The following is a 26,849-nucleotide window of genomic DNA, read 5'->3' as shown; positions in this document are numbered from 1 at the left end:
GAGGACGTCGGTTGGCCGTGCATGAGGTCTCTCAGGAGGACGCGCTACGCTCGCCCGCCATGAATGGACGCGGAGATTCCGAGACACCGGACTTCGATGATCCTGCACTGGACGCGCGGCGGGCACGCTGGACCGCGGCCCTGACCGGCGCCGTGCTGGCCCTGGCCGGCGTGGCCGCGGCAGCGCTCCGGGCCACCGGTTCCGAACCGGTGCTCGTCCCGGCCGCCTATGCCGTGGGTGCCGCGCTGTGCGCGCTCGCGTCGGTGCTCGGCTCCCGTGGCCGTACCAGACGGGCGTTGTGGCTGCTGGTCGTCGGCGCGATGGTGATGGCGCTGGGGGACCAGTTCGACTGAGGCGCGGGCCGGGGTGACAGAGTCGCCGTTACTGTCCTGTGATCTGGCTCCCACTCCTGTGAATATGCGCACGAACGTGATGAACGATCCTTCTCGGCTGCAAGAGTAGGCCGCGTATTGCTCATGCGTTCTTTGCGGGCTGTTCATCCTTCGGACGACGTTTCCCGGTCAAAGATCCACACATCACCATCCCCGGGAGCACGTTCGTGGCAGCCCTTGCCCGCTGGTGTGTTCGGCACCGCCTCGTCGCCGTCCTGTTGTGGCTCCTCGCGTTCGGCGGGGTCACCGCTGCCGCCGCCGTCGCCGGCTCGGCGTACTCGAACGACTACGAGGCCCCCGGCACCGAGTCGGGCCGCGCCGCCCAACTCCTCAAGGCGAGCTTCCCGGGCCTCGGCGGCGACAGCGACACCGTGGTCTGGCACACCTCGCCCGGCTCCGTCCGCGCCGCCGACGTCGAACAGACCATGACCGGCGCCCTGGACCGGATCGCGAGCCTCCCCGGAGTCGCCTCCGTGGCCGGCCCTTACGACGGTCAGGGCACCGGCCGGATCAGCGCCGACGGGCGGACCGCCTACGCCACCGTCACCTTCGCGCACCGGGCCGAGGACATCGACAGGTCCGAGGCGCAAGCGGTCGTCCGCGCCGCGAAGGCCGCCGCGACCGACGGGCTCCAGGTCGAGCTGGGCGGCAGCGCCGTCGGGCTCACCGAGTCGTCGAGCGGGCACACCGCCGAGATCGTCGGGGTGGCCGTCGCCGCCCTCGTGCTGTTCCTCGCCTTCGGCTCGCTCGCCGCCTCGCTGCTGCCCATCGGCACCGCCCTGGTGGGCGTCGGCACCGCCTACGCGGCGATCGTGCTGCTCGGGCACGCCATGACCGTCGCAGACTTCGCCCCCATGCTCGGCATGCTGGTCGGGCTCGGCGTCGGCATCGACTACGCCCTGTTCATCGTGACCCGGCACCGGCGCGGGCTGAAACGCGGGCTGTCCGTCGCCGAGGCCGTCACCAACGCCGTCGCCACCACCGGACGCGCGGTCGTCTTCGCGGGCGCCACGGTGTGCATCGCCCTCCTGGGGATGCTGATCCTGCGGCTCGGCTTCCTCACCGGGGTCGCCGTCGCCGCCTCGCTGACCGTGGCGCTCACCGTCGCGGCCTCCGTGACCCTTCTCCCGGCCCTGCTGTCCTTCATCGGCCCCCGGGCCCTCAGCCGCCGCGAACGGCGCCGGCTGGCCGAGCACGGGCCCCGGCCGGAGCTGCCCACCGGCCTCGCCGCCCGCTGGTCCGCGTTCGTCGAGCGCCACCCCAAACTCCTCGGCGGCCTCGCCCTGGCCGTCATCACCGTCCTCGCCCTGCCCACGCTCTCGCTCCACCTGGGCACCTCCGACCAGGGCAACGACCCGAAGTCGTCGACCACCCGTCAGGCCTACGACCTCCTCGCGGACGGCTTCGGGCCCGGCGTCAACGGCCCTCTCACCCTCGTCACGAAGATCGACGGCGCCGAGGACAAGCTCGCCCTCGACAACCTCGACGCCACCCTCCGCACCACCGAGGGCGTCGGCTCCGTGACCCCGGTGACCTACGACGCCGGCGGCGCCACCGGGTACTTCACCGTCGTACCGGACTCGGCACCGCAGTCCCAGAGGACCAGCGACCTCGTCGACCGGCTGCGCACCGAGGTGCTGCCCCGGGCCGAGACGGACACCTCGCTCGACATCCACGTGGGTGGCGTGACGGCCAGCTACGACGACTTCGCCGACGTGATCATCGGCAAACTCCCGCTGTTCATAGGGGTCGTCATCTCGCTCGGCTGTGTGCTGCTCCTGCTCGCCTTCCGGTCCGTCGGCATCCCGCTGAAGGCCGCCGCGATGAACGTCGCCGCCGTGGCCGCCGCCTTCGGGGTCGTCGTCGCGATCTTCCAGTGGGGCTGGGGGAGCGAGTTCCTCGGCCTCGGCCGGGCCGGACCGATCGAACCCTTCCTGCCCGTGATCATGGTGTCGGTCCTCTTCGGGCTCTCCATGGACTACCAGGTCTTCCTGGTCAGCCGGATGTACGAAGAATGGCTGGAAACCGGCGACAACCGCCGGGCCGTCCGCGTCGGCCTCGCCGAGACCAGCCGGGTCATCAACTCGGCCGCCGTCATCATGATCTCGGTCTTCCTCGCCTTCGTGCTCAGCGGCGACCGCGTGATCGCCATGTTCGGCATCGCGCTCGCCTCCGCCGTCGCCCTGGACGCCTTCGTGCTCCGTACGCTGCTGGTGCCCGCCCTCATGCACCTGCTCGGCGGCGCCAACTGGTGGCTGCCCCGCAGCCTGGACCGCGTCCTGCCCCGCATCAGCATCGAGCCCCCGGAGTGCCGCGCCGCCCATGAGAGGCTGGCCGCTGCGACGGACGCCGAGGTGGCGGACGTACTGGCGAAGGAGCGGGAGCAGGATGTACGCGATATCCCTGGGTGACGACGGGGCCGAACTGCGTCCCCTGGAGCCGTGGCACGCCGAGGAGTTCCTCGCCCACCTGGACCGCGGCCGGGAGTTCATCGGCCAGTACATCTCCTTCGGCTCCAAGGAGACGGACGTCGAGTCCGCTCGGGCCATGCTCCAGCGCTACGCCGACCTGCGCGCCGCCGACAGCGCGTCCCTGCACGGCATCTGGCTGGACGGCAAGCTCGTCGGCGGCGTCCTCTTCCTCAACTTCCACGCCGACCAGGGCAACTGCGAGGTCGGCTGCTGGCTGGAACCCGCCGCCGCCGGGCGCGGGCTGATCACCCGGGCGATCCGGATTCTCATCGATTTCGCGATCGAACAGCGCGGTGTCCACCGGGTCGAATGGCATGCCGCGGCGGGCAATGAGAAGAGCCTGAATGTTGCGCGCCGCATGGGCATGACCAGGGACGCGGTCCTGCGCGCATCACACCCCCACGGGGGCGTGCGGCACGACGTCGAGGTGTGGTCCGTGCTCGCACCCGAGTGGCGCGAGGCACGCGCGCGTGTCCCGCAGGCCGATCTTTAAGGAACTTCTCATACTTCACCCCTACCGTGCGCACCATGGGTACCAAGACTGTTGACGAGGCCGCGAACGAGGCCCCCGAGGTGAAGAGCGACGCGGAAACCGTCGACGTCACCAAGACCGATGTGACGAAGACCGATGTCACCAAGACCGACGAGGAAGTGACCGAGCAGGAAGCCGCGGACACCGAGGCCGCAGCCGCCGGGGACGAGGACGACCTCACCGAGGAGGAGTACGCGGCCGAGCTCGCGAAGCTCGGACTGGAGGAGCCGGAGGGCCCCTCCGGCGTCGGCCAGGGTGCCGCCGCAGTGGTCTCCGCCGCGCTCGGCTTCATCTCCCTCTCCGGCGGCTGGGTCGGCTCCGTCGCCGCCGCCCGCGAGACCCTCGTCGGCCAGCTCCACACCGCCTCCACGGCGAGCGTGGCCACGCAGATCAAGGAGGTCTACGGCGACGCCTGGCACACCACCGCGCTGTGGGCCGGCATCTTCGCCCTGCTGGGCCTGCTCGTCGGCGTCGGCGCCCTCGTCCGGCCCGCCTTCGGCGCCCCCGGCAAGCCGCAGGCCACCTGGATCAAGTCGGTCTCCTGGGCGGGCGTCGCGCTCGGCGTCGTAGGCCTGCTCCTCGCCGTCCTCAAGTACACCGACGTCCTGCTCAGCCTGCCGTCCGCGACCTGAGTCACCGCAGTTCACCAGGGGTCTTAGGTCCTCCGTAAGCACCTTACGGAGGACCTAAGACCCCTTACTCATGTCTAAGGCCCGCCCGGCCGCGCAAGATGCGGAACTCTCCCGATGCGGCGGACCCCCCTTGGAGACGAAGGTTGAGGCATCGCAAGAAGCGAAGCCGGAAGAACCGCCTCCACCAAGGGACTTGAGATGTACGAGTACGAGATGCACCAGCTCCGTTCCGCCGAACTCCGTCGGCAGGCCGCAGGCGAGCGGCTGGCCCGTGAGGCCGTCCGCGGCCGGCGCGCCGCCCGCCGCGAGCAGGCCCGGCAGGCCGCCGAGAGGGAGGTGCATACCGAACGCCCGCGCAGGCACCTGTTCGCCCGTGCGTCGTGACCGGACGGGCACGGGAGGGCGGCCGTACGGCGCCCGCCCGGCAGGCCGGCGGGGCGCTCCTCCCCGCGACCGCCCTCCCGAAAACGAGTGCCGCGTTGTCAGACCCGCGTGACATGCTCGCAGGCGTGGAGACCAGGTCCGTCAGTCCGGTCTTCGTCGGCCGCGCCGACGAACTGGACACGCTGAACGACGCGCTCGCCCGCGCTGCCGCGGGCGAGCCGCAGGCGTTGCTGCTCGGCGGTGAGGCCGGCGTCGGCAAGACCCGGCTCGTCGAGGAGTTCGCCACGGCCGCCTGCCGCCGGGGTGCCGTCGTCGCGCTCGGCGGCTGCGTGGAGATCGGCGCGGACGGACTGCCCTTCGCCCCGTTCTCCACCGCCCTGCGCGCCCTGCGTCGCGAACTGCCCGCCGAACTCTCCTCGGCCGCCGCCGGCCAGGAGGAGGAACTCGCCCGGCTGCTCCCCGAGTTGGCGGAGCCCCCCACCGCGCACCGGGCCCGCCGCGGCGACGAGGAGGGCATGGCCCGCCTCTTCGAACTCACCGCGCGCCTCCTGGAACGCGTCGCCGCCGAGCGCACGGTCGTCGTCGCCCTGGAGGACCTGCACTGGGCCGACGCCTCCACCCGTCACCTCCTGGCCTACCTCTTCCGCACCCTGCGCACCGGCCGCCTCCTCGTCCTCGCCACCTACCGCGCGGACGACATCCACCGCCGCCACCCGCTGCGCCCCCTGCTCGCCGAACTCGACCGGCTCCGCACGGTCCGCCGTATCGAGCTCGGCCGCTTCAACCGGCAGGAAGTGGCCCGCCAGATCGCCGGCATCCGCGCCGCCGAACCCGACCCCGCCCAGGTCGACGAGATCTTCCGGCGCTCCGACGGCAACGCGTTCTTCGTCGAGGAACTCGCCGTCGCCGACCACGACGGCTGCCGCACCGGCCTCACCGACTCCCTGCGCGACCTGCTGCTCGTCCGGGTCGAGTCACTGCCCGAGAGCGCCCAGCGGGTCGCCCGGATCGTCGCCGAGGGCGGCTCCACCGTCGAGTACCGACTGCTCGCCGCCGTGGCCCGGCTCGCCGAGGACGACCTCATCGAGGCACTGCGGGCGGCCGTCGGCGCCAACATCCTCCAGGCCGCGCCCGGCGGCGACGGCTACCGCTTCCGCCACTCCCTGGTCCGCGAGGCGGTCGGCGACGACCTGCTGCCCGGCGAGCGCTCCCGCCTCAACCGCCGCTACGCCGAAGCCCTGGAGGCCGACCCGACACTCGTCCCCGCCGACCAGCGCGTGATGCGGCTGGCGAGCTACTGGTACCACGCCCACGATCCCGCCAAGGCCCTCCCCGCCGTCCTGGACGCCTCCGTCGCGGCCCGCGGCCGGCACGCCCACTCCGAGCAACTGCGGCTCCTGGAGCGGGCGATGGAGCTGTGGGACACCGTCCCCGACGCCGTACGCACCGGCCTGCGGCCCGTCGACTACGCCGAGGTGTATCCCGCCTGCGGCTGCGACCCCGAGACCACACCCCTGCGCTACCTCGACCTGATGGCGGAGGCCGCCGTCGCCGGGCGGCTCAGCGGGGAGCGCGAGCGCGCCCTGAAGATCACCAAGCGGGCGCTGCACCTCCTGGAGGAGGAAGGCGACCCGCTGCGGGCCGCCTGGTTCTGGGTGCAGCGGTCCGTCCTGATCCGGCACCAGGGCCGCGGCGACGGCTGGTCGGAACTCGCCTCCGCGCAGGAGCTGGTGCGCGGCCTGCCGCCCTCCGAGGTGCACGCCGAGGTACTGGCCAAGGTCGCCGGCTGGTCGATGGTGCACGTTCCGGGACCGGACGCCTACGTGGCCGCCGAGCGCGCGGTCGAGTACGCGCGCATGGTGGGCGCCCGCGAGATCGAGATGGACGCCCGCCTCACCCTGGCCGGCCTCATGGTCGCCTCCGGCGATGTCGAGGCAGGCCTCGCCGAACTCGTCGAGGTCAACGAGCGGACGGTCGCCGAGGGCATCTCCACCGTCGCGGGCCGCAGTTATGTGAACCTTCCGTCCTCCCTCGAAACGGTCGGCCGCTCCCGTGAGGCCGTGCCGATCCTGGAGACCGGGCTCGCCTTCGCCAAGAAGTTCGGCCAGTTCGACAAGGAGGCCTGGATCTGGGGAAACCTCGCCGAATCCCTCTTCACCCTGGGCCGCTGGGACGAGGCCGCCGAGGCCGCGACCAAGGCCGAGCGCGTGGGCCAGAGTTCCAAGCCCCGCGGCTTCCACGCCCGCCTCCTGGCCGAACTAGCGCTCGCCCGGGGCGAAGTGGCCGAGGCCCGCCGCCAACTGGCCGCCGCCCGCGAGCACTACGGCACCCACGACGTCGCACCCCAGCACCACCAGCCCCTGGAGCGGATCGACATCCAGGTTGCCGCCGCCGAAGGCCGCCTCCTCGACGCCCGCGCCACCCTCGAACAGGTCCTGGACTCCGGCTTCCGGCCCGGCACCCACTTCGAGACCTGGCCCCTGCTGGTGGCCGCCGCCGTCGCCGAGGCCCAGGCCGTCGGCCTGCCCGCCGCCGACCCGGGCCGCCCCAAGATCCTCGAACGCATCCGGGAGGCCGCCAAACGGGTCGCCACCAATGCGCCCGTCTGGCAGGCCCATGAACGCTGGCTGCGCGCCGAACTGCTGCGCGCCGAGGGCCGTTGCACCCCGGACGACTGGTCCGAGGCGGTCGCCGCCTTCGAACGCCTCGACCGCCCCTACGACCTCGCCCGCGTCCGCCACCGCCTGGCCGAAGCGCTCCTGTCCGACACCGGCGGGGGCGACACCGGCTCCGCCGGCGGCAGCGGTGACGACCGGCGCGACCGCGCCACCGAACTCCTCCGGCTCTCCGGCGCCGTCGCCGAGCACCTGGGCGCCCGCCCGCTCGCCGACTCCGTCGCCCTGCTCGCCCAGCGGGCCCGGCTGACGCTCGCCAGGGTCCCGGCGCCGAGAGCCGTCCCCGCCGACCCCGTCGAGGCGCTCGGCCTCACCAGCCGGGAGCGCGACGTCCTGCGGCTGGTCTCCGCAGGCCGCACCAACCGGCAGATCGCCGAGGAGCTCTTCATCTCCCCGAAGACCGCGAGCGTGCACGTCTCGAACATCCTCGGCAAGCTCGGCGTCTCCGGCCGGGGCGAGGCGGCGGCCGTGGCCCACCGGCTGGGGCTGTTCCCGCCCGACCCGCTCACCGTGCGTTCGGCCGGATGAGTCGTACGCTGTAGGAGACCGGGCCAGGGGAGGCGCCGTGTTCAACATGTTCGAGGAACTGTTCTCACCGGGCCGCAAGCACACCGAGGACGAGCGCAACCGGCTGGAGATGACCAGGGTCGACGTCGCCGACGGAGACCCCGGACGCGGGCCGATAGACCTGGAGTCCGGCAAGGTCGTCGTACGCCTGCCGGAAGCCGAACCTGAAGCCGGCCCCGACCCCTCCGCCGACGCGTCCGCTACGACACCTGAAGCTCCAGAATCCGGTCGTCCGCAGACTTAGGCGTGCCCCGGCCGTCCGTGTTGCTGGTCACCAGCCACAGCTTGTCGCCGCCGGCCGACACCACCGTGCGCAGGCGGCCGTACTCGCGGGTGAGGAAGGCCTGCGGAGCCGCCGAGGCCTTCGTCCCGTCCAGCGGGATGCGCCACAGGCGCTGGCCCTTCAGGCCCGCCATCCATATGGAGCCCTCGGCATAGGCGATACCGCTGGGGGAGGCGTCGTCGGTGTGCCACTGGGTGATCGGGTTGTGGTACTCGGGGTCGCTGCCCTTGCCCTCCGCGTTCGGCCAGCCGTAGTCGTCGCCCGGAGTGATCGCGTTCAGCTCGTCCCAGGTGTCCTGGCCGAACTCCGAGGCGAACAGCCGCTGCTTGGAGTCCCAGGCCAGACCCTGCACATTGCGGTGGCCGTAGGTGTACACCGGCGAGTTCGGGAACGGGTTGCCCGGCGCCGGGTCGCCCTCCGGGGTCAGCCGCAGGATCTTGCCGCCCAGGGACTTCTTGTCCTGCGCCAGGCCCCGCTGACCGCTCTCGCCCGTGCCCGCGTACAGCATGCCGTCCGGGCCGAAGGCGATCCGGCCGCCGTTGTGGATATAGCCCTTGGGGATGCCCTTGAAGATCGTGTCGGGGGCGCCCAGCTGCTCACCGGCCGGCTTCTTCGGGTCGTACAGCATGCGGACGATGCGGTTGTCCGAGGCCGAGGTGAAGTAGGCGTAGATCATGTGGTCCGAGGCGTAGTCCGGGGAGAGCGCTATGCCGAGGAGTCCGCCCTCGCCCGCGGGGGAGAACCCGGAGACCGTGCCCAGCTCGGTCTTCCGGCCCGTCCTCTCGGTGATCCGGGTGATCGTGCCGTTGTCGCGGGAGGAGACGAGGAGGTCCCCGTCGGGCAGCGGGGCCAGGCCCCAGGGGGTGTTCAGACCCTCGGTGACCGTGCGCAGCACCTTCACGGTGCCCTTGGCGGGCGGGATCCGCGCGGCGGGCTGCCCGGAGGACGACGCCCCCGTGGTCGTACCGGCGCTGCCGGACGGCGTGGTCGTGCCGTAGCGCGGGTCATTGCCGCCGGAGCAGCCGGCCGTCAGCAGGAGTGCGGTCACGGCCAGAGCGGCCGACACGACTCGACGTTGCACGATCAGGTCCCTTCGACGGGCGGGTTCTACTTGTCATACACCGCTCACGCCGGACGGGTTCCCGATCGTCGGCCACCGACGCACTGTCGAGCCCTGTCCCGCGTACGACCGTCAGTCCCAGGAGCCCAGTGCCGCCGGGAGTTCCGCCACCTCCGTGAGGTCCTCCGGTGTGAGGTGGAGTTCCGTCGCCCCCGCGTTCTCCGTCACCCAGCGCTGCTGCTTGGTGCCCGGTACCGGCACCACGTGCGAGCCCTGCGCCAGCACCCACGCCAGGGCCACCTGTGCCGGGGTGACCTCCGGGCCGTGGCGGCGGGCCACCCGGCGCAGGCCGGCCACGATCGGCTGGTTCGCGGCGGTCATCTCGGCGGTGAAGCGGGGGTGGCGGGCGCGCACGTCGTCCGGTTCGAAGCCCTCGCCCGGGGTCAGGGTGCCGGTGAGGAAGCCGTTGCCGAGCGGCATCGCGGCCAGCAAGCCGACCCCGCGCGCAGCGCACCACGGCAGCAGCGCGTCCAGCGCCTCCGTCGACCACACCGACAGCTCGGCCTGCACCGCAGTGACCGGGAACACCTGCTGTACGCGCTGGAGTTGGCGGATCGTTCCGTCATGCAGTCGTGCCCCGGGCCGGCGTGCGGAGCGGGCGCCGACCGCGCACAGCCCCAACGCCCTTACTTTTCCGGCCTGTACGAGATCCGCCATCGCGCCCCAGGTCTCCTCGACCGGGACCTCGGGGTCGGCGCGGTGCAGTTGGTAGAGGTCGATCACCTCGGTCTGGAGGCGGCGCAGCGAGGCGTCGCAGGCGCGTTTCACATAGCCGGGGCGGCCGTTGGCCACGATGTGCTGTTCACCGACCAGCAGGCCGACCTTGGTCGACACGAACGCGTCCCGGCGCCGTTCCTTCAACACCCGCCCCAACAGCAGTTCGTTGGTGAACGGGCCGTACATGTCGGCCGTGTCCAGCAGCGTCATGCCCAGATCGAGCGCCCGGTGCACGGCCCTGACCGACTCCTCGCCCCGCTGCCGCGACCCGCTGTACGCCCAGTTCATCGGCATGCAGCCGAGCCCGACGGCCCCCATCGAGAGCGCCCCCGCGCCGATCGTCCTGCGCTCCACCTGCTCGTGACCCTCCTTCTCCTGGCCCACAAACCTAACCTCTGCGCGCGCGTGGCCTTGCCATAGCCTCCTGACCATGACTGTCGACGTATGGCTGCCCATCCCGCCGGAGGAGATCGAAGGGCTCCCCGAGGGGCCCAACTACCTGTTCTGGGACGGGGGTGAGGAGGGCGATCAGGAGTTCCCCGGTGATCCGGCGGACTGTGTCGTATACGTAGTGCCGTACATGAAGCGTCACCCCGTGAAGACCCGGCCGCTGGAGCACATGCGGAATCTCCAGGTCATCCAGACGCTGACGGCCGGCGTCGACGACATGACCGCGAGCCTCTCCTCCATCGTCCCGGGGGTGCGGCTGTGCAACGCCCGCGGAGTGCACGAGGCGAGCACCGCCGAACTCGCGCTGACCCTGACGCTCGCCTCGTTGCGCGGCATCCCGCAGTTCGTGCGGGCGCAGCAACAGGAGCGCTGGCAGGGCGACTTCCACCCGGCGCTCGCAGACAGGTCCGTCCTCATCGTCGGCTACGGCGCCATCGGAGCCGCGATCGAGGACCGGCTCACTCCCTTCGAGCTCGCGCGGGTGGCGCGCGTGGCGCGCTCCGGGCGCACCACGGAGCGCGGACCGGTGCATCCGTTCACCGAACTGCCCGCCCTGCTCCCGGAGGCGGACGTCGTCATCCTGTCCACGCCGCTCACCGAGACCACCCGTCACCTGGTCGACGCCGAGTTCCTGGCCCGGATGAAGGACGGGGCGCTGCTGGTCAACGTGGCCCGCGGTCCCGTAGTGGACACCAAGGCGCTGCTCGCGGAGCTGGAAAGCGGCCGTATCACCGCCGCGTTGGACGTCACCGACCCCGAACCGCTGCCCCAGGGGCACCCGTTGTGGCAGGCGCCCGGCGTGCTGATCAGTCCGCACGTCGGCGGGCCCACGTCGGCGTTCCTGCCGCGTGCGAAGCGTCTGGTTGTGGACCAGTTGGGACGGTTCGTGAACCGGGAGCCGCTGCGCAACGTGATCCTTACGACAGGACCGACGGAGTAGTCGCAGCAGGCGTGCAGTCCGCTTCCGGTACCCTCCGCAACTTTCCGGAAGCGGGGCGTGCACGCATCTCCGCTGGTCGTCACGGAGCGTAGAGGAACTATGTCCCTGAGTGACGAGACTGGTGTATCGTCCCGGCAGGGGCTGCGCCGCGCACCGTTCGGCGCCGGGGACGGACATTTCAGACTGTGAGGGGGGCGACGGGCGATGCACGGCCTATGGACGAGCGATCCGACGCGGCGGGGCCGCCGACGGCGACCCTGGCGCACCGCCGCGCGCAGACGCGGCCACCACGGCTATCACAGCGGTCACGGCAGCCACAGCGGTCACGGTGGCCGGCACAGCCACCCCAGCCACCACCGCAGGCACAACAGCCGTCGCAGGCACGCCCATTCAGCGCACCGGGGCCCGCGGGACCGGGGAGCGACACGGACCGGGAGGGCCCGGTGAGTTCGCCACCGTCTGCGACGACCACCCTCAACGGGGCGCTCCGGGACCGGACTTCGCCGGGAGCGCGGCAGCCACGACCGCCGGCCTCCGGCGGCTGGGGCCTGGTCCAGCAACTCGTCCTGGCCCTGGTGTGCGCGGGATACGCCGTCGGTTCCGCGCTCGACTGGGGTTCCGCCCAAGTCGCCCTGATCATGGGCGACTTCGGGCTCAGTGCGGCAGCCGGTACCGCCGCCGTCTCCTGCTTCCTCTACGCGCGAAGCCGCCGTATCCGCTTTCGACCCGCCTGGCTGCTGTTCTCGCTCTCCTCGGCGATGGCGGCACTGGGCAACGGAGTCTGGGGGTGGTACGAGGTCGTTCTGGAGCGCCCCGTGCCCAGCCCCAGCTTTGCCGATCTGTTCTTCCTGTGCTTCGCGCCGCCCGCCATCGTCGGCCTCCTGGTGCTGGCCAAACGGCCTGTCACCAAGGCGGGTTGGGTCTGTCTGGCGCTGGACGCCTGGCTGATCGGCGGCTCGTTGCTCACCCTGTCCTGGAGCCTCGCGCTGGCCCAGGCGGCCAAGTTCGACGGGCCGAGCGTGGCCCACACCGCGCTCTCCCTGGCGTACCCGCTGCTCGACATCGCGCTGGTCAGCATGGTGCTCGCGCTGCACTTCCGGCGCTCCTCGGTCAACCGCACCGCCGTGAACACCGCGATCGGCGCCCTGGCCCTGACCGTGATGTGCGACGCCCTGTTCACCTCGCCGCTGCTCCACAACAACTACCACTCCGGCCAGTTGCTCGACGCGGGCTGGTTCGCCGGCTCGCTGCTCCTCGCCTACGCCCCCTGGGCCGCGCCCCGGCACGCCCAGCCCGAGGACGACGGGCACACGCGCGTGGTGCACGAACACCGGCCCGGACAGCGCACCGGCGTCCAGCACCCGGCAGCCGCGCCGGGCGCCGACCAGGGGCGCTATCCGGCCACCCGGCCCATCGCCGGTTCACTGGCCGCGCTCACCCCGTATCTCGCCGCCGCCGTCTGCACGTTGGGGATCCTCTACAACGTCCTCGACGGCCGCAGCCCCGACCGCGTGGTGCTCATCACCGCGGGCTGCGTGGTGCTCGCCCTCGTGGTCCGCCAGGGCATCATGCTGCTCGACAACATCACTCTCACCCAGGAACTGGCCCAGAAGGAGAACCACTTCCGCTCCCTGGTCCAGGGCTCCAGCGACGTCATCATGATCGCCGCCCCGAACGGCATCCTCCGCTACGTCTCCCCGGCCGCCGCCGGCGTCTACGGCAAGGCCGCGGAGGAACTCGTCGGGAACGAACTCGCCTCGCTCATCCACCCCGAGGACCTGGGCTGTGTGGTGCACGAGGTGCGCCGCTTCCTCGCCGCCAGCCCCTACGAGGAGTCCAACACCCGTATCGAGTGCCGCTTCCGGTCCGGCGACGGCGGCTGGCTCAACGTCGAGTCGACAGTCAACCGCCATCACGGCGGCCTGATCTTCAACAGCCGGGACGTGACCGAAAGAGTGCGCCTCCAGGCGCAGTTGCAGCACAACGCCGAGCACGACCCGCTCACCGACCTGCCCAACCGCGCCCTGTTCACCAAGCGCGTCCAGCAGGCCCTGTCCGGCCGCCGTTCCACCGACCGCGGCACCGCTGTCCTCTTCATCGACCTCGACGGCTTCAAGGCCGTCAACGACACCATCGGCCACCAGGCCGGGGACGAACTCCTCATCCAGGCCGCCCGCCGGCTCGACGGCGCGGTCCGGCACGGGGACACCGCCTCCCGGCTCGGCGGCGACGAGTTCGCGGCCCTGATCGTCGGCGACGGCACCCGCGACCGGGCCGCCCGTGAACGGCACATCATGGAACTCGCCGACCGCCTGAGAATCACCCTGTCCCAGCCGTACCTCATCGACGGCAACGATGTCCGTGTCGCCGCCTCCATCGGCGTCGCCTTCGCCGAACCGGGCCTGGGCGCGGGGGAGTTGCTGCGCAACGCCGACCTCGCGATGTACCGCGCCAAGGGCGCGGGCAAGGGCCGGGTCGAGCTGTACGCCCCACAGATGCAGCAGGACGTCGTACGGAAGGCGGAGCTGGCCACCCGGCTGCGGGCCGCGCTGCACGACGGCGAGTTCGCGCTGCTGCACCAGCCCGTGGTGTCGCTCACGGACGGCCGGATCACGTCGGTCTCCACCCAGGCGCGCTGGCGGTCGTCGCAGGGCGTGCTGTTCACGCCGGCCGAGTTCCTGCGGGTGGCCGAGGACAGCGACAGGACCGCCGAGCTGGGGCGCTGGATGCTGGAGGAGGCCGTGGAGCAGGCCGCCGAGCGCCTCGCGGCCGGGCCCGCCGTGTCCGTGGCCGTGCGGATGAGCGCCCGGCGGCTGCTGGACAAGTCGATGCCGCTCGGCTCGATCGAGGCCCTGCTGACCCGGCACGGACTGCCCTCGGGCTCCCTGGTCATCGAGCTGTCCGACACCGACCCGAGGGTCTCCCTGGACGAGCTGGAGCGCCGGCTGACCGCCCTGCGGCGGCTGGGCGTCCGGATCGCCCTCGACGGCTTCGGCAGCGGCTACGCCACCATCACGATGCTGCGGCGGCTCCCCGTCGACGTGCTGAAACTGGACCGCAGTCTGGTCGAGGGCGTCGTCGAGTCCGCGCGGCTGCACAAGATCACCAGCGGGCTGCTGCGGATCGCCGGGGACCTCGGGCTGCAGTCCGTGGCCGACGGGGTCGACCTGCCGGAACAGGTGGTCGCCCTGCGCGCGATGGGCTGTACGCACGGGCAGGGCATGGCCTTCTCCGGACCGCTGGACGAGTACCGGCTGCGCCGGGCCCTGTCCTGCGGCCGCTATCCGGTGCCGCACGGGCCCGCCGAGCCCGCGTTCGCGGGTGGCGGCTCGGGGGTGTACACCAGTGGTGTGCCCGTGGTTTTCGGTGGCGGAACAGGCGTCCGCTCACATAATGAGACTCCCGTCCCACCCACTTGACAGTCGGTGCGTGCCGGGGGGAGGGTCAGTCCCATGCGCACCCGAATTCTCGTACTTGGAAAGCGCGTCGGCTGAAGCTGGTGACGTCCGGACGGACCCGGAACTCCCAGCGACCGCACCCGGCGCGCTCCCCTCGCTTGCCTCACGGCACGAGGGGTTTTTTGTTGCACAGGATCCAGTCGTGCAGCAGCAGAACCCCGCACAAACCTCGCAAAAACCCTCAGCATCGAGAAGAGAATGACGATGACCGAGCAGGCCACCGGGGCCCATCCGCAGCCGCGGCCCCGATCCGGAGGACAGCCGTCCGCCCCCGAGCACGTCACGGGTGCGCAGTCCCTCATCCGCTCTCTTGAGGAGGTCGGGGCCGACACGGTATTCGGCATTCCCGGCGGTGCGATCCTTCCGGCGTACGACCCGCTGATGGACTCGACGCGGGTGCGTCACGTCCTGGTCCGGCACGAGCAGGGCGCGGGCCACGCGGCCACCGGCTACGCGCAGGCCACCGGCAAGGTCGGCGTCTGCATGGCGACCTCGGGCCCCGGCGCCACCAACCTGGTGACCCCGATCGCCGACGCGCACATGGACTCGGTGCCGCTCGTGGCGATCACCGGGCAGGTCGCGTCCAAGGCGATCGGTACGGACGCCTTCCAGGAGGCGGACATCGTCGGCATCACGATGCCGGTCACCAAGCACAACTTCCTGGTCACCAAGGCCGAGGACATCCCGCGCGTCATCGCGCAGGCCTTCCACATCGCCTCCACCGGCCGCCCCGGCCCGGTGCTGGTCGACATCGCGAAGGACGCCCTCCAGGCGAAGACCACCTTCTCCTGGCCGCCGGTCATGGACCTCCCCGGCTACCGCCCGGTGACCAAGCCGCACGCCAAGCAGATCCGCGAGGCCGCCAAGCTGATCACCGCCGCGAAGCGGCCCGTCCTCTACGTCGGCGGCGGCGTCATCAAGGCGCACGCCACCGCCGAGCTGAAGGTCCTCGCGGAACTCACCGGAGCGCCCGTCGTCACCACCCTGATGGCGCGCGGCGCATTCCCCGACAGTCACGAGCTGCACGTGGGAATGCCGGGCATGCACGGTTCGGTCACCGCCGTCACCGCGCTGCAGAAGAGCGACCTGATCGTCGCCCTCGGAGCCCGCTTCGACGACCGCGTCACCGGCAAGCTGGACAGCTTCGCGCCGTACGCCAAGATCGTCCACGCCGACATCGACCCCGCGGAGATCGGCAAGAACCGCGCCGCCGACGTGCCGATCGTCGGGGACGCCCGCGAGGTCATCGCCGACCTGGTCCAGGCCGTCCAGAAGGAGCACAGCGAGGGTCACACCGGCGACTACACCGCCTGGTGGAAGGACCTCAACCGCTGGCGCGAGACCTACCCCCTCGGCTACGACCAGCCCGAGGACGGCTCGCTCTCCCCGCAACAGGTCATCGAGCGGATCGGCCGGCTCGCCCCGGAGAACACGATCTTCGCCGCGGGCGTCGGCCAGCACCAGATGTGGGCCTCGCAGTTCATCAAGTACGAGAAGCCCGCGACCTGGCTCAACTCCGGCGGCGCCGGGACGATGGGCTACGCGGTCCCGGCCGCGATGGGCGCCAAGGCCGGGGCTCCCGAGCAGACGGTCTGGGCGATCGACGGCGACGGCTGCTTCCAGATGACCAACCAGGAACTCACCACCTGCGCCCTGAACAACATCCCGATCAAGGTCGCCATCATCAACAACGGCGCCCTCGGCATGGTCCGCCAGTGGCAGACCCTGTTCTACAACCAGCGCTACTCCAACACCGTGCTGCACAGCGGCCCGGAGGCGGACGGCAAGCAGCCGAGCGCGGGCACCCGCATCCCCGACTTCGTCAAGCTGTCGGAGGCGATGGGCTGTTACGCGATCCGCTGCGAGTCCCCCGACGACCTCGACAAGGTCATCGAGGAGGCGAACTCGATCAACGACCGCCCCGTCGTGATCGACTTCATCGTCCACGAGGACGCCATGGTGTGGCCGATGGTCGCCGCCGGCACCTCCAACGACGAGGTCATGTTCGCCCGGGACGTCCGCCCCGACTTCGGCGACAACGAAGACGACTGAGCGAGAGAGACAACAGAGAAATGTCCAAGCACACGCTCTCCGTCCTGGTCGAGAACAAGCCTGGTGTCCTCGCCCGGATCACCGCCCTGTTCTCCCGGCGCGGCTTCAACATCGACTCCCTCGCCGTCGGCGTCACCGAGCACCCCGACATCTCGCGCATCACGATCGTGGTGAACGTGATCGAGGCACTCCCGCTCGAACAGGTCACCAAACAGCTCAACAAGCTCGTCAACGTGCTGAAGATCGTCGAACTGGAGCCGGGTTCCGCCGTTCAGCGCGAACTCGTTCTGGTGAAGGTGCGCGCCGACAACGAGACGCGCTCCCAGATCGTCGAGATCGTCCAGCTCTTCCGCGCCAAGACCGTCGACGTCTCCCCGGAGGCCGTCACCGTCGAGGCCACCGGCTCCAGCGACAAGCTGACCGCCATGCTCAAGATGCTGGAGCCGTACGGCATCAAGGAGCTGGTCCAGTCCGGCACGATCGCCATCGGCCGCGGCGCCCGCTCCATCACCGACCGCTCGCTGCGCGCGCTCGACCGCTCCGCGTAGCCCCGTGTGCGGGCGGCCCCGGCCGCCCGCATTCCGAGACCCCCGAACTTCGATTCCCGCCGCCGTCATACGGTGGGACGCAACACCTGCACACCAAGGAGAGAACCCAAAGTGGCCGAGCTGTTCTACGACGCCGACGCCGACCTGTCCATCATCCAGGGCCGCAAGGTCGCGGTCATCGGCTACGGCAGCCAGGGCCACGCCCACGCGCTGTCGCTCCGTGACTCCGGCGTCGACGTGCGCGTCGGTCTGCACGAGGGCTCCAAGTCCAAGGCGAAGGCCGAGGAGCAGGGCCTGCGCGTGGTGACGCCGTCCGAGGCAGCCGCCGAGGCCGACGTCATCATGATCCTCGTGCCCGACCCGATCCAGGCCCAGGTCTACGAGGAGTCCATCAAGGACAACCTCAAGGACGGCGACGCGCTGTTCTTCGGCCACGGCCTCAACATCCGCTTCGACTTCATCAAGCCGCCGGCCAACGTCGACGTCTGCATGGTCGCCCCCAAGGGCCCGGGGCACCTGGTCCGCCGCCAGTACGAGGAGGGCCGCGGCGTTCCGTGTATCGCGGCCGTCGAGCAGGACGCCAGCGGCAACGCCTTCGCGCTCGCCCTGTCGTACGCGAAGGGCATCGGCGGCACCCGCGCCGGCGTCATCAAGACGACCTTCACCGAGGAGACCGAGACCGACCTGTTCGGTGAGCAGGCCGTCCTCTGCGGTGGTACGGCCGCGCTGGTCAAGGCCGGTTTCGAGACGCTGACCGAGGCCGGCTACCAGCCCGAGATCGCGTACTTCGAGTGCCTGCACGAGCTGAAGCTCATCGTCGACCTCATGTACGAGGGCGGCCTGGAGAAGATGCGCTGGTCGATCTCCGAGACCGCCGAGTGGGGCGACTACGTCACCGGCCCGCGGATCATCACGGACGAGACCAAGGCCACGATGAAGCAGGTCCTCGCCGAGATCCAGGACGGCACCTTCGCGCGTGAGTGGATGGCCGAGTACCACGGCGGCCTGAAGAAGTACAACGAGTACAAGCAGAAGGACGCCGAGTCCCTGCTGGAGACCACCGGCAAGCAGCTCCGCAAGCTGATGAGCTGGGTCGACGAAGAGGCGTAAGTCCTGAGGCCGAGGGGCCGGAGTGAGCACTCCGGCCCCTTTGTCCAACCCGTCCAGCCTCGGACGGGTGATCCTTCCGCAGAGGCGTAAGACGAGTGTCGGCGCGCCACTACACTGCCGTACTACATACGCGTCAGGCCCACAGCGTCGTGCGTCTCCGCGGCAAAGCGACACCGAGGAATGTCAGGCACACCCCGGCGCCGCTTCCCCTCCACCGCCTGCGGCCGTCGGGACGGCCGTCCGCACGCAATGGACTTGTGAGGACTCACGTGAGCTCGAAACCTGTCGTACTCATCGCTGAAGAGCTGTCGCCCGCGACGGTGGACGCCCTCGGCCCGGACTTCGAGATCCGCCACTGCAACGGCGCCGACCGGGGCGAGTTGCTCCCCGCGATCGCCGACGTGGACGCGATCCTGATCCGCTCGGCCACCAAGGTCGACGCCGAGGCGGTCGCCGCCGCACGGAAGCTGAAGGTCGTCGCACGAGCCGGCGTCGGCCTGGACAACGTGGACGTCTCCGCCGCCACCAAGGCCGGCGTGATGGTCGTCAACGCCCCCACCTCGAACATCGTCACCGCCGCCGAACTGGCCTGCGGTCTGCTGCTGGCGACCGCACGCCACATCCCGCAGGCCAACGCCGCGCTGAAGAACGGCGAGTGGAAGCGCAGCAAGTACACGGGCGTCGAGCTGGCCGAGAAGACCCTGGGCGTCGTGGGCCTGGGACGTATCGGCGCCCTCGTGGCGCAGCGCATGTCCGCGTTCGGGATGAAGGTCGTCGCCTACGACCCCTACATCCAGCCCGCGCGGGCCGCCCAGATGGGCGTCAAGATCCTGTCGCTCGACGAGCTGCTCGAAGTCTCCGACTTCATCACCGTGCACCTGCCCAAGACCCCGGAGACGGTCGGTCTGATCGGCGACGAGGCGCTGCGCAAGGTCAAGCCGACCGTCCGCATCGTCAACGCCGCGCGCGGCGGGATCGTCGACGAGGCGGCGCTGTACTCGGCGCTCAAGGAGGGCCGCGTCGCCGGCGCCGGCCTCGACGTGTACGCGAAGGAGCCCTGCACGGACTCCCCGCTCTTCGAGTTCGACCAGGTCGTCTCCACCCCGCACCTCGGCGCCTCCACGGACGAGGCGCAGGAGAAGGCCGGTGTCTCGGTCGCCAAGTCGGTGCGCCTCGCGCTCGCCGGCGAACTCGTCCCCGACGCGGTCAACGTCCAGGGCGGAGTCATCGCCGAGGACGTCAAGCCCGGCCTCCCGCTCGCCGAGAAGCTCGGCCGCATCTTCACCGCGCTGGCGGGCGAGGTCGCGGTCCGCCTCGACGTCGAGGTCTACGGCGAGATCACCCAGCACGACGTCAAGGTGCTCGAACTCTCCGCGCTCAAGGGCGTGTTCGAGGACGTCGTCGACGAGACCGTGTCGTACGTCAACGCCCCGCTGTTCGCGCAGGAGCGCGGCGTCGAGGTCCGCCTGACGACCAGCTCCGAGTCCGCCGACCACCGCAACGTCGTCACCGTGCGCGGCACGCTGAGCAGCGGCGAGGAGGTCGCGGTCTCCGGCACGCTGGCCGGCCCCAAGAACCTCCAGAAGATCGTCGCGGTCGGCGACTACGACGTCGACCTCGCGCTCGCCGACCACATGGTGGTGCTGCGGTACGAGGACCGTCCCGGTGTCGTCGGCACGGTCGGTCGTATCTTCGGTGAGTCCGGGATCAACATCGCCGGTATGCAGGTCTCGCGGTCGGTCGCGGGCGGCGAGGCGCTGGCCGTGCTGACCGTCGACGACACGGTGGCGGTGAATGTGCTGGCCGAGGTGGCGGAGGAGATCGGCGCGACGTCGGCTCGTTCGGTGAACCTCGTCTGATCCTGGTCGGAGGCTGAGGTGGTGCTGGGGGCTCCGCCCCCAGACCCCCGACCGGCCCTGAAGGGGCCTCGTCCTCAAACGCCGGACGGGCTGGGATTCGGCGGCCGGCGTTGAAGGCGCCAGGCGGGCTGGGATCTGGCGGCCTGGGTTGAAAAGCGCCAGGTGGGCTGGATGTTGGCGCCCTGTTGAGAAGGCGCCGGACGGACTGAGTCGTGCCGGTCGCGTTTGTATGTGAACGCCGGGCGGGTTGAGGAGGGAATCCTCAACCCGCCCGGCGTTCCTGTGTGTCGGGTCCTCACGCCTGCGCTTCCTGCGGCTCCGCCGCCACCCGCTCAGGCGCCTGCACCCGCAGCCCCCGCAGGGTCCGCGCCGCCGCGACCGCCGCGCCCAGCAGCAGTACCGCACCCGCGATCGCCGCGCCGTGCATGCCGTCGGTGAAGGCCTGCCGTGCGGTCGCCGTCAGGGCATCTCCCGTGTGCCCCGGCAGTCGGCGGGCGACGGCGAGGGCGCCGCCGAGGGTCTCGTGGGCCGGGGCGGGGGCCGAGGCCGGGATGCCGTGGCGGTAGACGGCCGTACCGATGGAGCCGAGGACCGCCATGCCCAGCGCGCCGCCGAACTCCGCGCCCGTCTCCATCAGCGAGGACGCGACGCCCGCCTTCTCCACCGGGGCGCTGCCCATCGCGAGGTCCATGATCTGGGACATCACCATGACGATCCCGGAGGCGAGGACACCGGCGGCGGCCAGGGCGAACCAGCGGGAGTCGGTGCCGGTGAGGGCCAGCATGCCGTAGCCGCAGGCGGCGATCGCGAACCCGGAGGCGACGACGTAGGCGCGGTCGACTCCCTTCTGCACAAGGGCTGTTGCCAGCGGCGCCGCCGCACCGATCGGTACCGAGGGGAGCAGTGCCCACAGGGCCGCCTCCATCGCGCTCTTGCCGAGCACCGACTGCAGGTACTGCGTGGTGAAGAAGGCCGAGCCCATCATGCCGAACGCGGAGACCAGGTTGAGGACGACGGAGGGGGCGAAGCCGCGGCCCCGGAAGAGTGCGGGGTCGATCATCGGGGACGCCGCCGTGCGCTGGCGGTGGACGAACAGGGTCGCGAAGAGCAGGCCCACGGTGACCGAGACGACGTACTCGACGTGCCAGCCCTCGGACGGGATCTCCTTGAGGCCGTAGATCACGGGCAGTACGGCGGCCAGGGACAGCGGGACGCTCGGCCAGTCGAAGCGGCCGGGGGACGGGTTCCTCGACTCGGGGAGCAGGAACGGGCCGATGAGCAGGAGCAGGGCCATCGCGGGGAGGTTGATCAGGAAGACCGAGCCCCACCAGAAGTACTGGACCAGCACCCCGCTCAGCACCGAGCCGAGCGCGATACCGGCGGTCATCACGCCGGACCACAGACCGATCGCCTTCGCGCGCTGTCCGGGGTCGGTGAACATCGTGCGCAGCAGCGCCATGGTCGAGGGCATCAGGGTGGCGCCGCCGATGCCGAGGACCGCGCGGGCGGCGATCAGGGTCTCCGCGCTGTTCGCGTAGGCGGCGATGAGGGAGGCGGTGCCGAAGGCCGCCGCGCCGATCAGGAGGAGCCGGCGGCGGCCGATGCGGTCGCCGATCGAGCCCATCGTCATCAGCAGGCCGGCCAGAACGAAGGCGTAGATGTCGAAGATCCACAGCTGCTGGGTGCCGCTGGGCTCCAGGTCCGCACTGATCGCCGGGATGGCGAAGTAGAGGACGGAGACGTCCATCGAGACGAGGAGCAGCGGGAGCATCAGGACGCCGAGGGCGGTCCATTCGCGGCGCCCGGCACGGGAGTTGGGGGTGCTCGCGGGGTTCGTCGAGCTCGTCGAGTTCGTCATGAGGGTGAATGTACGCGCGTATTAAACGCTTGTCTAGAACGTTTGTGTAAGTCGCGTGTATGGGACGACCGTATGGATCGGCGCTAGGGTGGTGGGTATGGGACACCGTGAGGATCTGCTCGAAGGCGCGAAGCGCTGTCTGCTGGCGAAGGGGTTCGCGCGCACCACGGCGCGCGACATCGTGAAGGAGTCGGGGACGAACCTCGCGTCCATCGGCTACCACTACGGCTCGAAGGACGCGCTGCTCGCGCAGGCGTACGTCTCACTGGTGGACGACATGTCCTTCGAGTGGGGGGATGGGCTCGAAGGGGCGCCGGGCTCGCTGGAGCGGTTCAGGGAAGTGTGGTCGAACGTCGTCGCCTCCCTCCGCCAGCCCGGCTCGATGTGGCGGCTCAGCGGGGAGATCATGGCGATGGGCGACCAACTGCCGGAGGCCCGCGACCAGTTGGCGCTCGCGCAGCGCGAGGGCGGCCGGGGGCTGGTCTCGATGCTCATGGGGGTGCCGGAGGGGGAGGTGTCTGACGAGACCGCCGACACGCTCGGCTCGTTCTACCTGGTCCTGATGTCCGGGCTCATCATGCAGTGGACCTTCGACCCGAAGACCGCGCCGGACGCGGACCGGCTCACCGAGGGGCTCCGTCAGTTGCTGGAGGGTGCGCGGCAGACGCCGTGACCCGCAGGTCCCGCACCGCCGGTGCCAGCGCCGTCAGCATCAGCAGCGCGGTCAGTGCGAAGGCCCACGGATAGCCGGTCAGGCCGGCCGTGATGCCGAAGCCGGCCGCGCCGACGCCCATGCCGCCGTCGTAGGCCAGGTTCCACAGCGCGCTGACCGTGCCGTACGAGACGGCGGAAGCGCGGGCGTACATCAGGGTCAGCGTGGCGTTCTGGGTGATGCCGAAGCCCGCGCCGAACAGGGCGGTCCCCGCGATGACGGCGACCGGGTTCGCGGTCGGGGCGATGACCAGGACGCCCGCCGCCGACAGGAGCAGCCCGGGCAGCACGAGCCGGCCGTTGCCGCCCCGGTCGCCGTGGCGGCCCGCCAGCCAGCGGGTCACGGTGGAGACCGCGGTCTGCACGAACAGGGCCGCCGCGACGACTCCGGCGGACGCGGAGGGCACGGCCAGCGGCAGGAACGTGACGACGATCCCGGCGGCGGTGGCGGTGGCCGCGAACACCAGAACCGGTCGTAGCAGAGCGCCGGTTCGCAGCCCTCCTACGACACCCATCGGCTCATCGGGGTCCGCCTTGCTCGCCCGGTCCGGCAGGCCGGTGACGAAGGGGATCGCGGCCAGTGCCGCGAGGCCCCCGGCGGCGGCGACCGGCCCGAATCCCAGGTGTCCGGCCAGCCACAGGCCCAGCGGCAGCGCGACCAGCGACGGTACACCGGACACCAGGCCCACCAACGCGAGCCCCTCGCCCCGGCGTTGGTCCGGGATCAGCGACGCGGTCAGGGCGCCGCCCGCGACGATCGTCAGCGCGAAGCCGAGTCCGCGGACGAAGCAGACCGCGACGACCCAGGCGGTGTTGCCCGAGACGGTCAGCACCAGGGCCGGGGCACCGAGCAGCAACAGCCCTGCCATCAGGGTGAGTCGGTATCCGAAACGGTTCACGAGCCGGGGCGTGACCAGTTCGCCGAGCACCGTCGCGAGCATCAACGAACCGGTCGCGAGCCCTGCCGCGCCCCCGCCGCCGCGCTCGGCGGCATACGCCGGTACGACCGAGAGCAGCAGGAAGAAACTGAGGCTGGCGCCGACCACGCTGACGAAGCGGAGGACCAGGGGGCGGGTCATGAGCGGGGGGCGACTGCCCGAAGTGACCTCGGAGGAAGGGCAGTCGGGCGTTGCGGGGGTCGGGGAGCCGGAGGTCTGGCCGGTCGTCATGGCTTCGACACTAGGATCCGGCCGGGGCGCGGGGCAGGTCCAATTCCGGGCCACTGGACCGGCCCCGGTCGCTCGGGGCCGCGCGGCGACACGGGTGCCGTCGGCGATCTGCGCGGCGGTCGTGCCGTATCCGCTCGTCGTGGAGACGGCACCGCTCCTCGGGTGGGTGTCACTCGATCGGTGCAGCGACAAATCGATTCCCCGGGTGAACGGCCCCGCCTTCGATCAACCGCACCGGCCGACGCGGCGATCGTGGGGCCGGTACCAGACCGTCCGAACGCCCAACCGGTCGCCGACCAAGGAGTTTCCTTTGCGAGTTCGTCGTGTCATGACCAGCGCCCTCGGTGCCGCAGCCCTCGTGCTCACCTCTCTCGGCACCGTGGCCGCCGCCCCCGCGTCCGCCACCCCCGCGTCCGCCACCATCTGCGGCTTCTTCAAGACCAGTACCGACGCCTACTACCGCCACTGCACCAGGGACGGCTCGCATGTCGTCATCAAGGTGAAGGTCGCCCTGGCCCGCGACCACGAGCTGTGCGTCCGGCCCGGCACGACCTGGCTGGGCTCCGCCCGGAAGATCCAGGGCGCCTACTACGTCGGACGGACCTGCTGACGCGTCACGGCGCGTCGCCCAGTAGCGCCCCCCAACGGCCTTACAGCCGCGCCCCTTTCAGCACCATGTGCAGCAACAGCCGGTCCTCCCCGTCGTCCAGGTCAAGACCCGTCAGCTGTTCCACCCGTGACAGGCGGTAGTAGAGCGTCTGGCGGTGGATGCCCAACTCGGCTGCCGTGCGCCCCGCTTGGCCCGCTCGGTCGAGGTACACCTCGGCGGTGCGGGCCAGTTCGTGGTGGGCGGGGGAGAGGAGGGGGCCGACCGCCGGGTCGTGGGCGGAGTCCGGGGGGAGGCTGGTCAGGAGGCGGTACGGGCCGATGCGGGACCAGTCGGCGACGGGGGCGAAACGGGGTTCCGCGAGGGCGGTGCGGGCCGCTGCCGCTGCCTCCTGCCAGGCGGTGGCGAGGTCGGTGAGGCCGACGCGGGGCCGGGCGACGCCCGCCGCACGGCGGGCGCCGGGCGGGCCGTCCTTCAGCAGACGGGTCGCCGCCGCCTCCGCCGAACTTCCCGCGTCCGTCGACCGCAGCCGTACCAGCACCGCCAGGCACTGCTGCTCCGCCGACCCCCACGGAACCGTGCACAGCGCCGTCGCGTGCGGCACCGTACGGGCCGAGGGGGCGTCGTCCGGGTCGGCTGACGGCCAGGGGGCGACGCACACCAGCGTGTACGGCCCGTCGCCGCGCGGGCCGAGGGCCGTGCGCAGGGCCGCCACCGCCATGTCGCCCTGCCAGCCGCGCCCGGCGGTCAGCACCGCCCGCAGCTCCCGGCTGAGATCCGCCCCGTGCTGCGCCTCGTCCGCGAGCAGCGCGCCGATCCGGGACGTCACCTCCATGGCCGCGTCCAGCTGCGGGGCGGTGGGCCCGGGATCGTCGGCCAGGAGCCAGACGTAGCCGAGGACGACGCCCCGATGGCGTACCGGGAGGCAGATGCGGCCCCGGTAGACCCCGGCCTCCGGAGTCGGCGGGATGCGGACCGGGCCGGTCGCCCGGGTGATGCCGAAGCCCTCGAACCAGGTGCGGATCGCCGCCGTGGAGCGCCGGGTCAGGATCGAGCGGGTGCGGACGGGGTCCAGGGCGGTCGGGTCCAGGTCGCCCTCACCGTCGTAGGCCCCGAAGGCGATCAGCTCGAAGTCGCGGTTCTCCAGGGTCGCCGGGGCGCCGAGCAACTCGGAGATCTCGTCGACGAGCTCCTGGTAGTCGCCTCTGGAATCGGATGTCACCCGGGCATTCTCGCGCATTCCCCCGTCGGCTTCATACATCTGTCTGAGATCTGCGGCACGGATGCGTGACAGCTGTCGATGGTCGACGATCGGAGACAACCCTAGGTTTCACGGTGGTTCCCCGTATGTCCGACCGCTTGGAGGTACCCCGTGCTGGGTCCCGTGATTCTCGCCGCCTCGCGCAGCGAACAGATGCGTCGGCTGATCTCGGCGGCCCCGGTGACCAAGCAGGTCGTGGACCGCTTCATCCCCGGCGAGACCGTCGACGAGATCGTGCCGATCATCCAGGACCTGACCGCCAGGGGCCTGGAGCTGACCATGGACGTCGTCGGCGAGGACATCACCACCCCCGAGCAGGCCGCCGCCGCCCGCGACGCCTACCTCCTGCTCGTCGACCGGCTCGAGGAACTGGAACTGGGTACCCGGGCCGAGATGTCGATCAAGCTCTCCATGTTCGGGCAGGCGCTGGACGGCGGTCACGAACTGGCCCTCGCCAACGTCCGGCCCGTCGTCGAGGCCGCCGCCGCCATCGGAACCACCGTCACGCTCGACGCCGAGGACCACACCACCCTCGACTCGATGTTCGCGATCCACGAGGAGCTGCGGAAGGACTTCCCGCAGACCGGCTGCGTCATCCAGGCCTACCTCTTCCGCACCGAGTCCGACGCCCGCCGCCTCGCCGGGGCCGGCAGCCGCGTCCGGCTCGTGAAGGGCGCCTACAAGGAGCCCGCCGAGGTCGCCCACCAGCAGAAACACGAGATCGACAAGGCGTACGTCCGGATTCTGCGGATCCTGATGGAAGGTTCCGGCTACCCGATGATCGGGTCCCACGACCCGCGCCTCATCTCCATCGCGCAGGAACTGGCCCGGCGCGCCGGGCGCAAGCCCGACGAGTACGAGTTCCAGATGCTGTACGGCATCAGGAGCGACGAGCACCTGCGCCTCGCCGCCGAGGGCCACCGCATGCGCGTCTACACCGCCTACGGCACCGACTGGTACGGGTACTTCATGCGCCGCCTGGCGGAGAAGCCGGCCAACCTCCTCTTCTTCGCCCGATCCACCCTCACCAAGGGCTGACCGAACACCCGCTCA

21 protein-coding genes are annotated in these 26,849 nt (G+C 71.0%); 16 read left to right on the top strand and 5 right to left on the bottom strand.

Features of this window, described 5'->3' with window-relative positions:
- Positions 1-59 precede the first annotated feature (59 nt).
- From AB0I51_RS11060 to AB0I51_RS11030, 7 genes are all read left to right on the top strand, one after another.
- Positions 60-353: a hypothetical protein gene (locus AB0I51_RS11060; protein WP_362973581.1), complete on the top strand. Its 294-nt coding sequence runs from the start codon at positions 60-62 to the stop codon at positions 351-353.
- Positions 354-559: 206 nt separating this feature from the next.
- Positions 560-2,803: an MMPL family transporter gene (locus AB0I51_RS11055; protein ID WP_362973580.1), complete on the top strand. Its 2,244-nt coding sequence runs from the start codon at positions 560-562 to the stop codon at positions 2,801-2,803.
- Entirely contained in the window at positions 2,781-3,356 is a 576-nt protein-coding gene (locus AB0I51_RS11050; protein WP_362973578.1) for a GNAT family protein, read from the top strand. The genes AB0I51_RS11055 and AB0I51_RS11050 overlap by 23 nt, the downstream gene beginning before the upstream one ends.
- Positions 3,357-3,391: 35 nt before the next feature.
- Positions 3,392-4,027, top strand: a complete 636-nt coding sequence (locus tag AB0I51_RS11045; protein WP_362973576.1) for a hypothetical protein — start codon at positions 3,392-3,394, stop codon at positions 4,025-4,027.
- A gap of 198 nt (positions 4,028-4,225) precedes the next feature.
- Positions 4,226-4,411: a hypothetical protein gene (locus AB0I51_RS11040; RefSeq protein WP_359609375.1), complete on the top strand. Its 186-nt coding sequence runs from the start codon at positions 4,226-4,228 to the stop codon at positions 4,409-4,411.
- A 113-nt stretch (positions 4,412-4,524) separates the two neighbouring features.
- Complete coding sequence (locus AB0I51_RS11035) at positions 4,525-7,614, top strand: AAA family ATPase (RefSeq protein WP_362973675.1); 3,090 nt, start codon at positions 4,525-4,527, stop codon at positions 7,612-7,614.
- 37 nt (positions 7,615-7,651) lie between these two features.
- The gene (locus tag AB0I51_RS11030; RefSeq protein ID WP_362973574.1) at positions 7,652-7,897 is read left to right on the top strand and encodes a DUF6191 domain-containing protein; all 246 of its coding nucleotides are present in this window, start codon (positions 7,652-7,654) and stop codon (positions 7,895-7,897) included.
- On the opposite strand, the gene AB0I51_RS11025 is transcribed toward AB0I51_RS11030, so the two are convergent.
- Positions 7,854-9,002, bottom strand: coding sequence for a PQQ-dependent sugar dehydrogenase (locus tag AB0I51_RS11025; RefSeq protein ID WP_362973673.1), 1,149 nt, complete (start codon positions 9,000-9,002; stop codon positions 7,854-7,856). The genes AB0I51_RS11030 and AB0I51_RS11025 overlap by 44 nt on opposite strands.
- Positions 9,003-9,128: 126 nt before the next feature.
- Complete coding sequence (locus AB0I51_RS11020) at positions 9,129-10,127, bottom strand: aldo/keto reductase (RefSeq protein ID WP_362973671.1); 999 nt, start codon at positions 10,125-10,127, stop codon at positions 9,129-9,131.
- Positions 10,128-10,203: 76 nt separating this feature from the next.
- Between AB0I51_RS11020 and AB0I51_RS11015 the strand changes: the two genes are divergently transcribed.
- The 6 genes from AB0I51_RS11015 (at position 10,204) to serA (ending at position 20,190) form a co-directional block, all read left to right on the top strand.
- Entirely contained in the window at positions 10,204-11,163 is a 960-nt protein-coding gene (locus tag AB0I51_RS11015; protein WP_362973572.1) for a 2-hydroxyacid dehydrogenase, read from the top strand.
- 443 nt (positions 11,164-11,606) lie between these two features.
- Positions 11,607-14,582, top strand: coding sequence for an EAL domain-containing protein (locus tag AB0I51_RS11010; protein WP_362973570.1), 2,976 nt, complete (start codon positions 11,607-11,609; stop codon positions 14,580-14,582).
- Between the two features lie 237 nt (positions 14,583-14,819).
- On the top strand, positions 14,820-16,673 hold the full coding sequence (locus AB0I51_RS11005; protein ID WP_362973568.1) for an acetolactate synthase large subunit: 1,854 nt from the start codon (positions 14,820-14,822) through the stop codon (positions 16,671-16,673).
- Positions 16,674-16,693: 20 nt separating this feature from the next.
- The gene (gene ilvN / locus AB0I51_RS11000; protein WP_200683066.1) at positions 16,694-17,221 is read left to right on the top strand and encodes an acetolactate synthase small subunit; all 528 of its coding nucleotides are present in this window, start codon (positions 16,694-16,696) and stop codon (positions 17,219-17,221) included.
- A gap of 111 nt (positions 17,222-17,332) precedes the next feature.
- Complete coding sequence (ilvC, locus tag AB0I51_RS10995; RefSeq protein ID WP_362973566.1) at positions 17,333-18,331, top strand: ketol-acid reductoisomerase; 999 nt, start codon at positions 17,333-17,335, stop codon at positions 18,329-18,331.
- Between the two features lie 269 nt (positions 18,332-18,600).
- Positions 18,601-20,190: a phosphoglycerate dehydrogenase gene (serA, locus tag AB0I51_RS10990; protein WP_362973564.1), complete on the top strand. Its 1,590-nt coding sequence runs from the start codon at positions 18,601-18,603 to the stop codon at positions 20,188-20,190.
- Positions 20,191-20,485: 295 nt separating this feature from the next.
- Here the strand turns inward: serA and AB0I51_RS10985 are convergent, their stop codons facing one another.
- Positions 20,486-22,048: an MFS transporter gene (locus AB0I51_RS10985; RefSeq protein WP_362973562.1), complete on the bottom strand. Its 1,563-nt coding sequence runs from the start codon at positions 22,046-22,048 to the stop codon at positions 20,486-20,488.
- Positions 22,049-22,145: 97 nt separating this feature from the next.
- Between AB0I51_RS10985 and AB0I51_RS10980 the strand changes: the two genes are divergently transcribed.
- On the top strand, positions 22,146-22,721 hold the full coding sequence (locus AB0I51_RS10980; protein WP_362973560.1) for a TetR/AcrR family transcriptional regulator: 576 nt from the start codon (positions 22,146-22,148) through the stop codon (positions 22,719-22,721).
- Here the strand turns inward: AB0I51_RS10980 and AB0I51_RS10975 are convergent.
- Complete coding sequence (locus AB0I51_RS10975) at positions 22,672-23,928, bottom strand: MFS transporter (RefSeq protein WP_362973558.1); 1,257 nt, start codon at positions 23,926-23,928, stop codon at positions 22,672-22,674. The two genes, AB0I51_RS10980 and AB0I51_RS10975, sit on opposite strands and share 50 nt — an antisense overlap.
- Positions 23,929-24,256: 328 nt before the next feature.
- On the opposite strand from AB0I51_RS10975, the gene AB0I51_RS10970 reads away from it, so the two are divergent.
- A complete protein-coding gene (locus AB0I51_RS10970; protein WP_362973556.1) occupies positions 24,257-24,538 on the top strand; it encodes a DUF6355 family natural product biosynthesis protein in 282 nt (93 codons plus the stop codon).
- A gap of 40 nt (positions 24,539-24,578) precedes the next feature.
- On the opposite strand, the gene AB0I51_RS10965 is transcribed toward AB0I51_RS10970, so the two are convergent.
- Positions 24,579-25,775, bottom strand: coding sequence for a helix-turn-helix domain-containing protein (locus AB0I51_RS10965; RefSeq protein WP_362973554.1), 1,197 nt, complete (start codon positions 25,773-25,775; stop codon positions 24,579-24,581).
- Between the two features lie 132 nt (positions 25,776-25,907).
- Here AB0I51_RS10965 and AB0I51_RS10960 point away from each other — a divergent pair, with 132 nt between their 5' ends.
- Complete coding sequence (locus tag AB0I51_RS10960; protein WP_362973552.1) at positions 25,908-26,834, top strand: proline dehydrogenase family protein; 927 nt, start codon at positions 25,908-25,910, stop codon at positions 26,832-26,834.
- Positions 26,835-26,849: the final 15 nt, after the last annotated feature.

The organism is Streptomyces sp. NPDC050549 (assembly GCF_040655035.1).
Classification (GTDB): Bacteria; Actinomycetota; Actinomycetes; order Streptomycetales; family Streptomycetaceae; genus Streptomyces.
The sequence above is the reverse complement of the archived record's forward strand: the minus strand, read 5'-3'. Positions and strand labels throughout refer to the sequence as shown.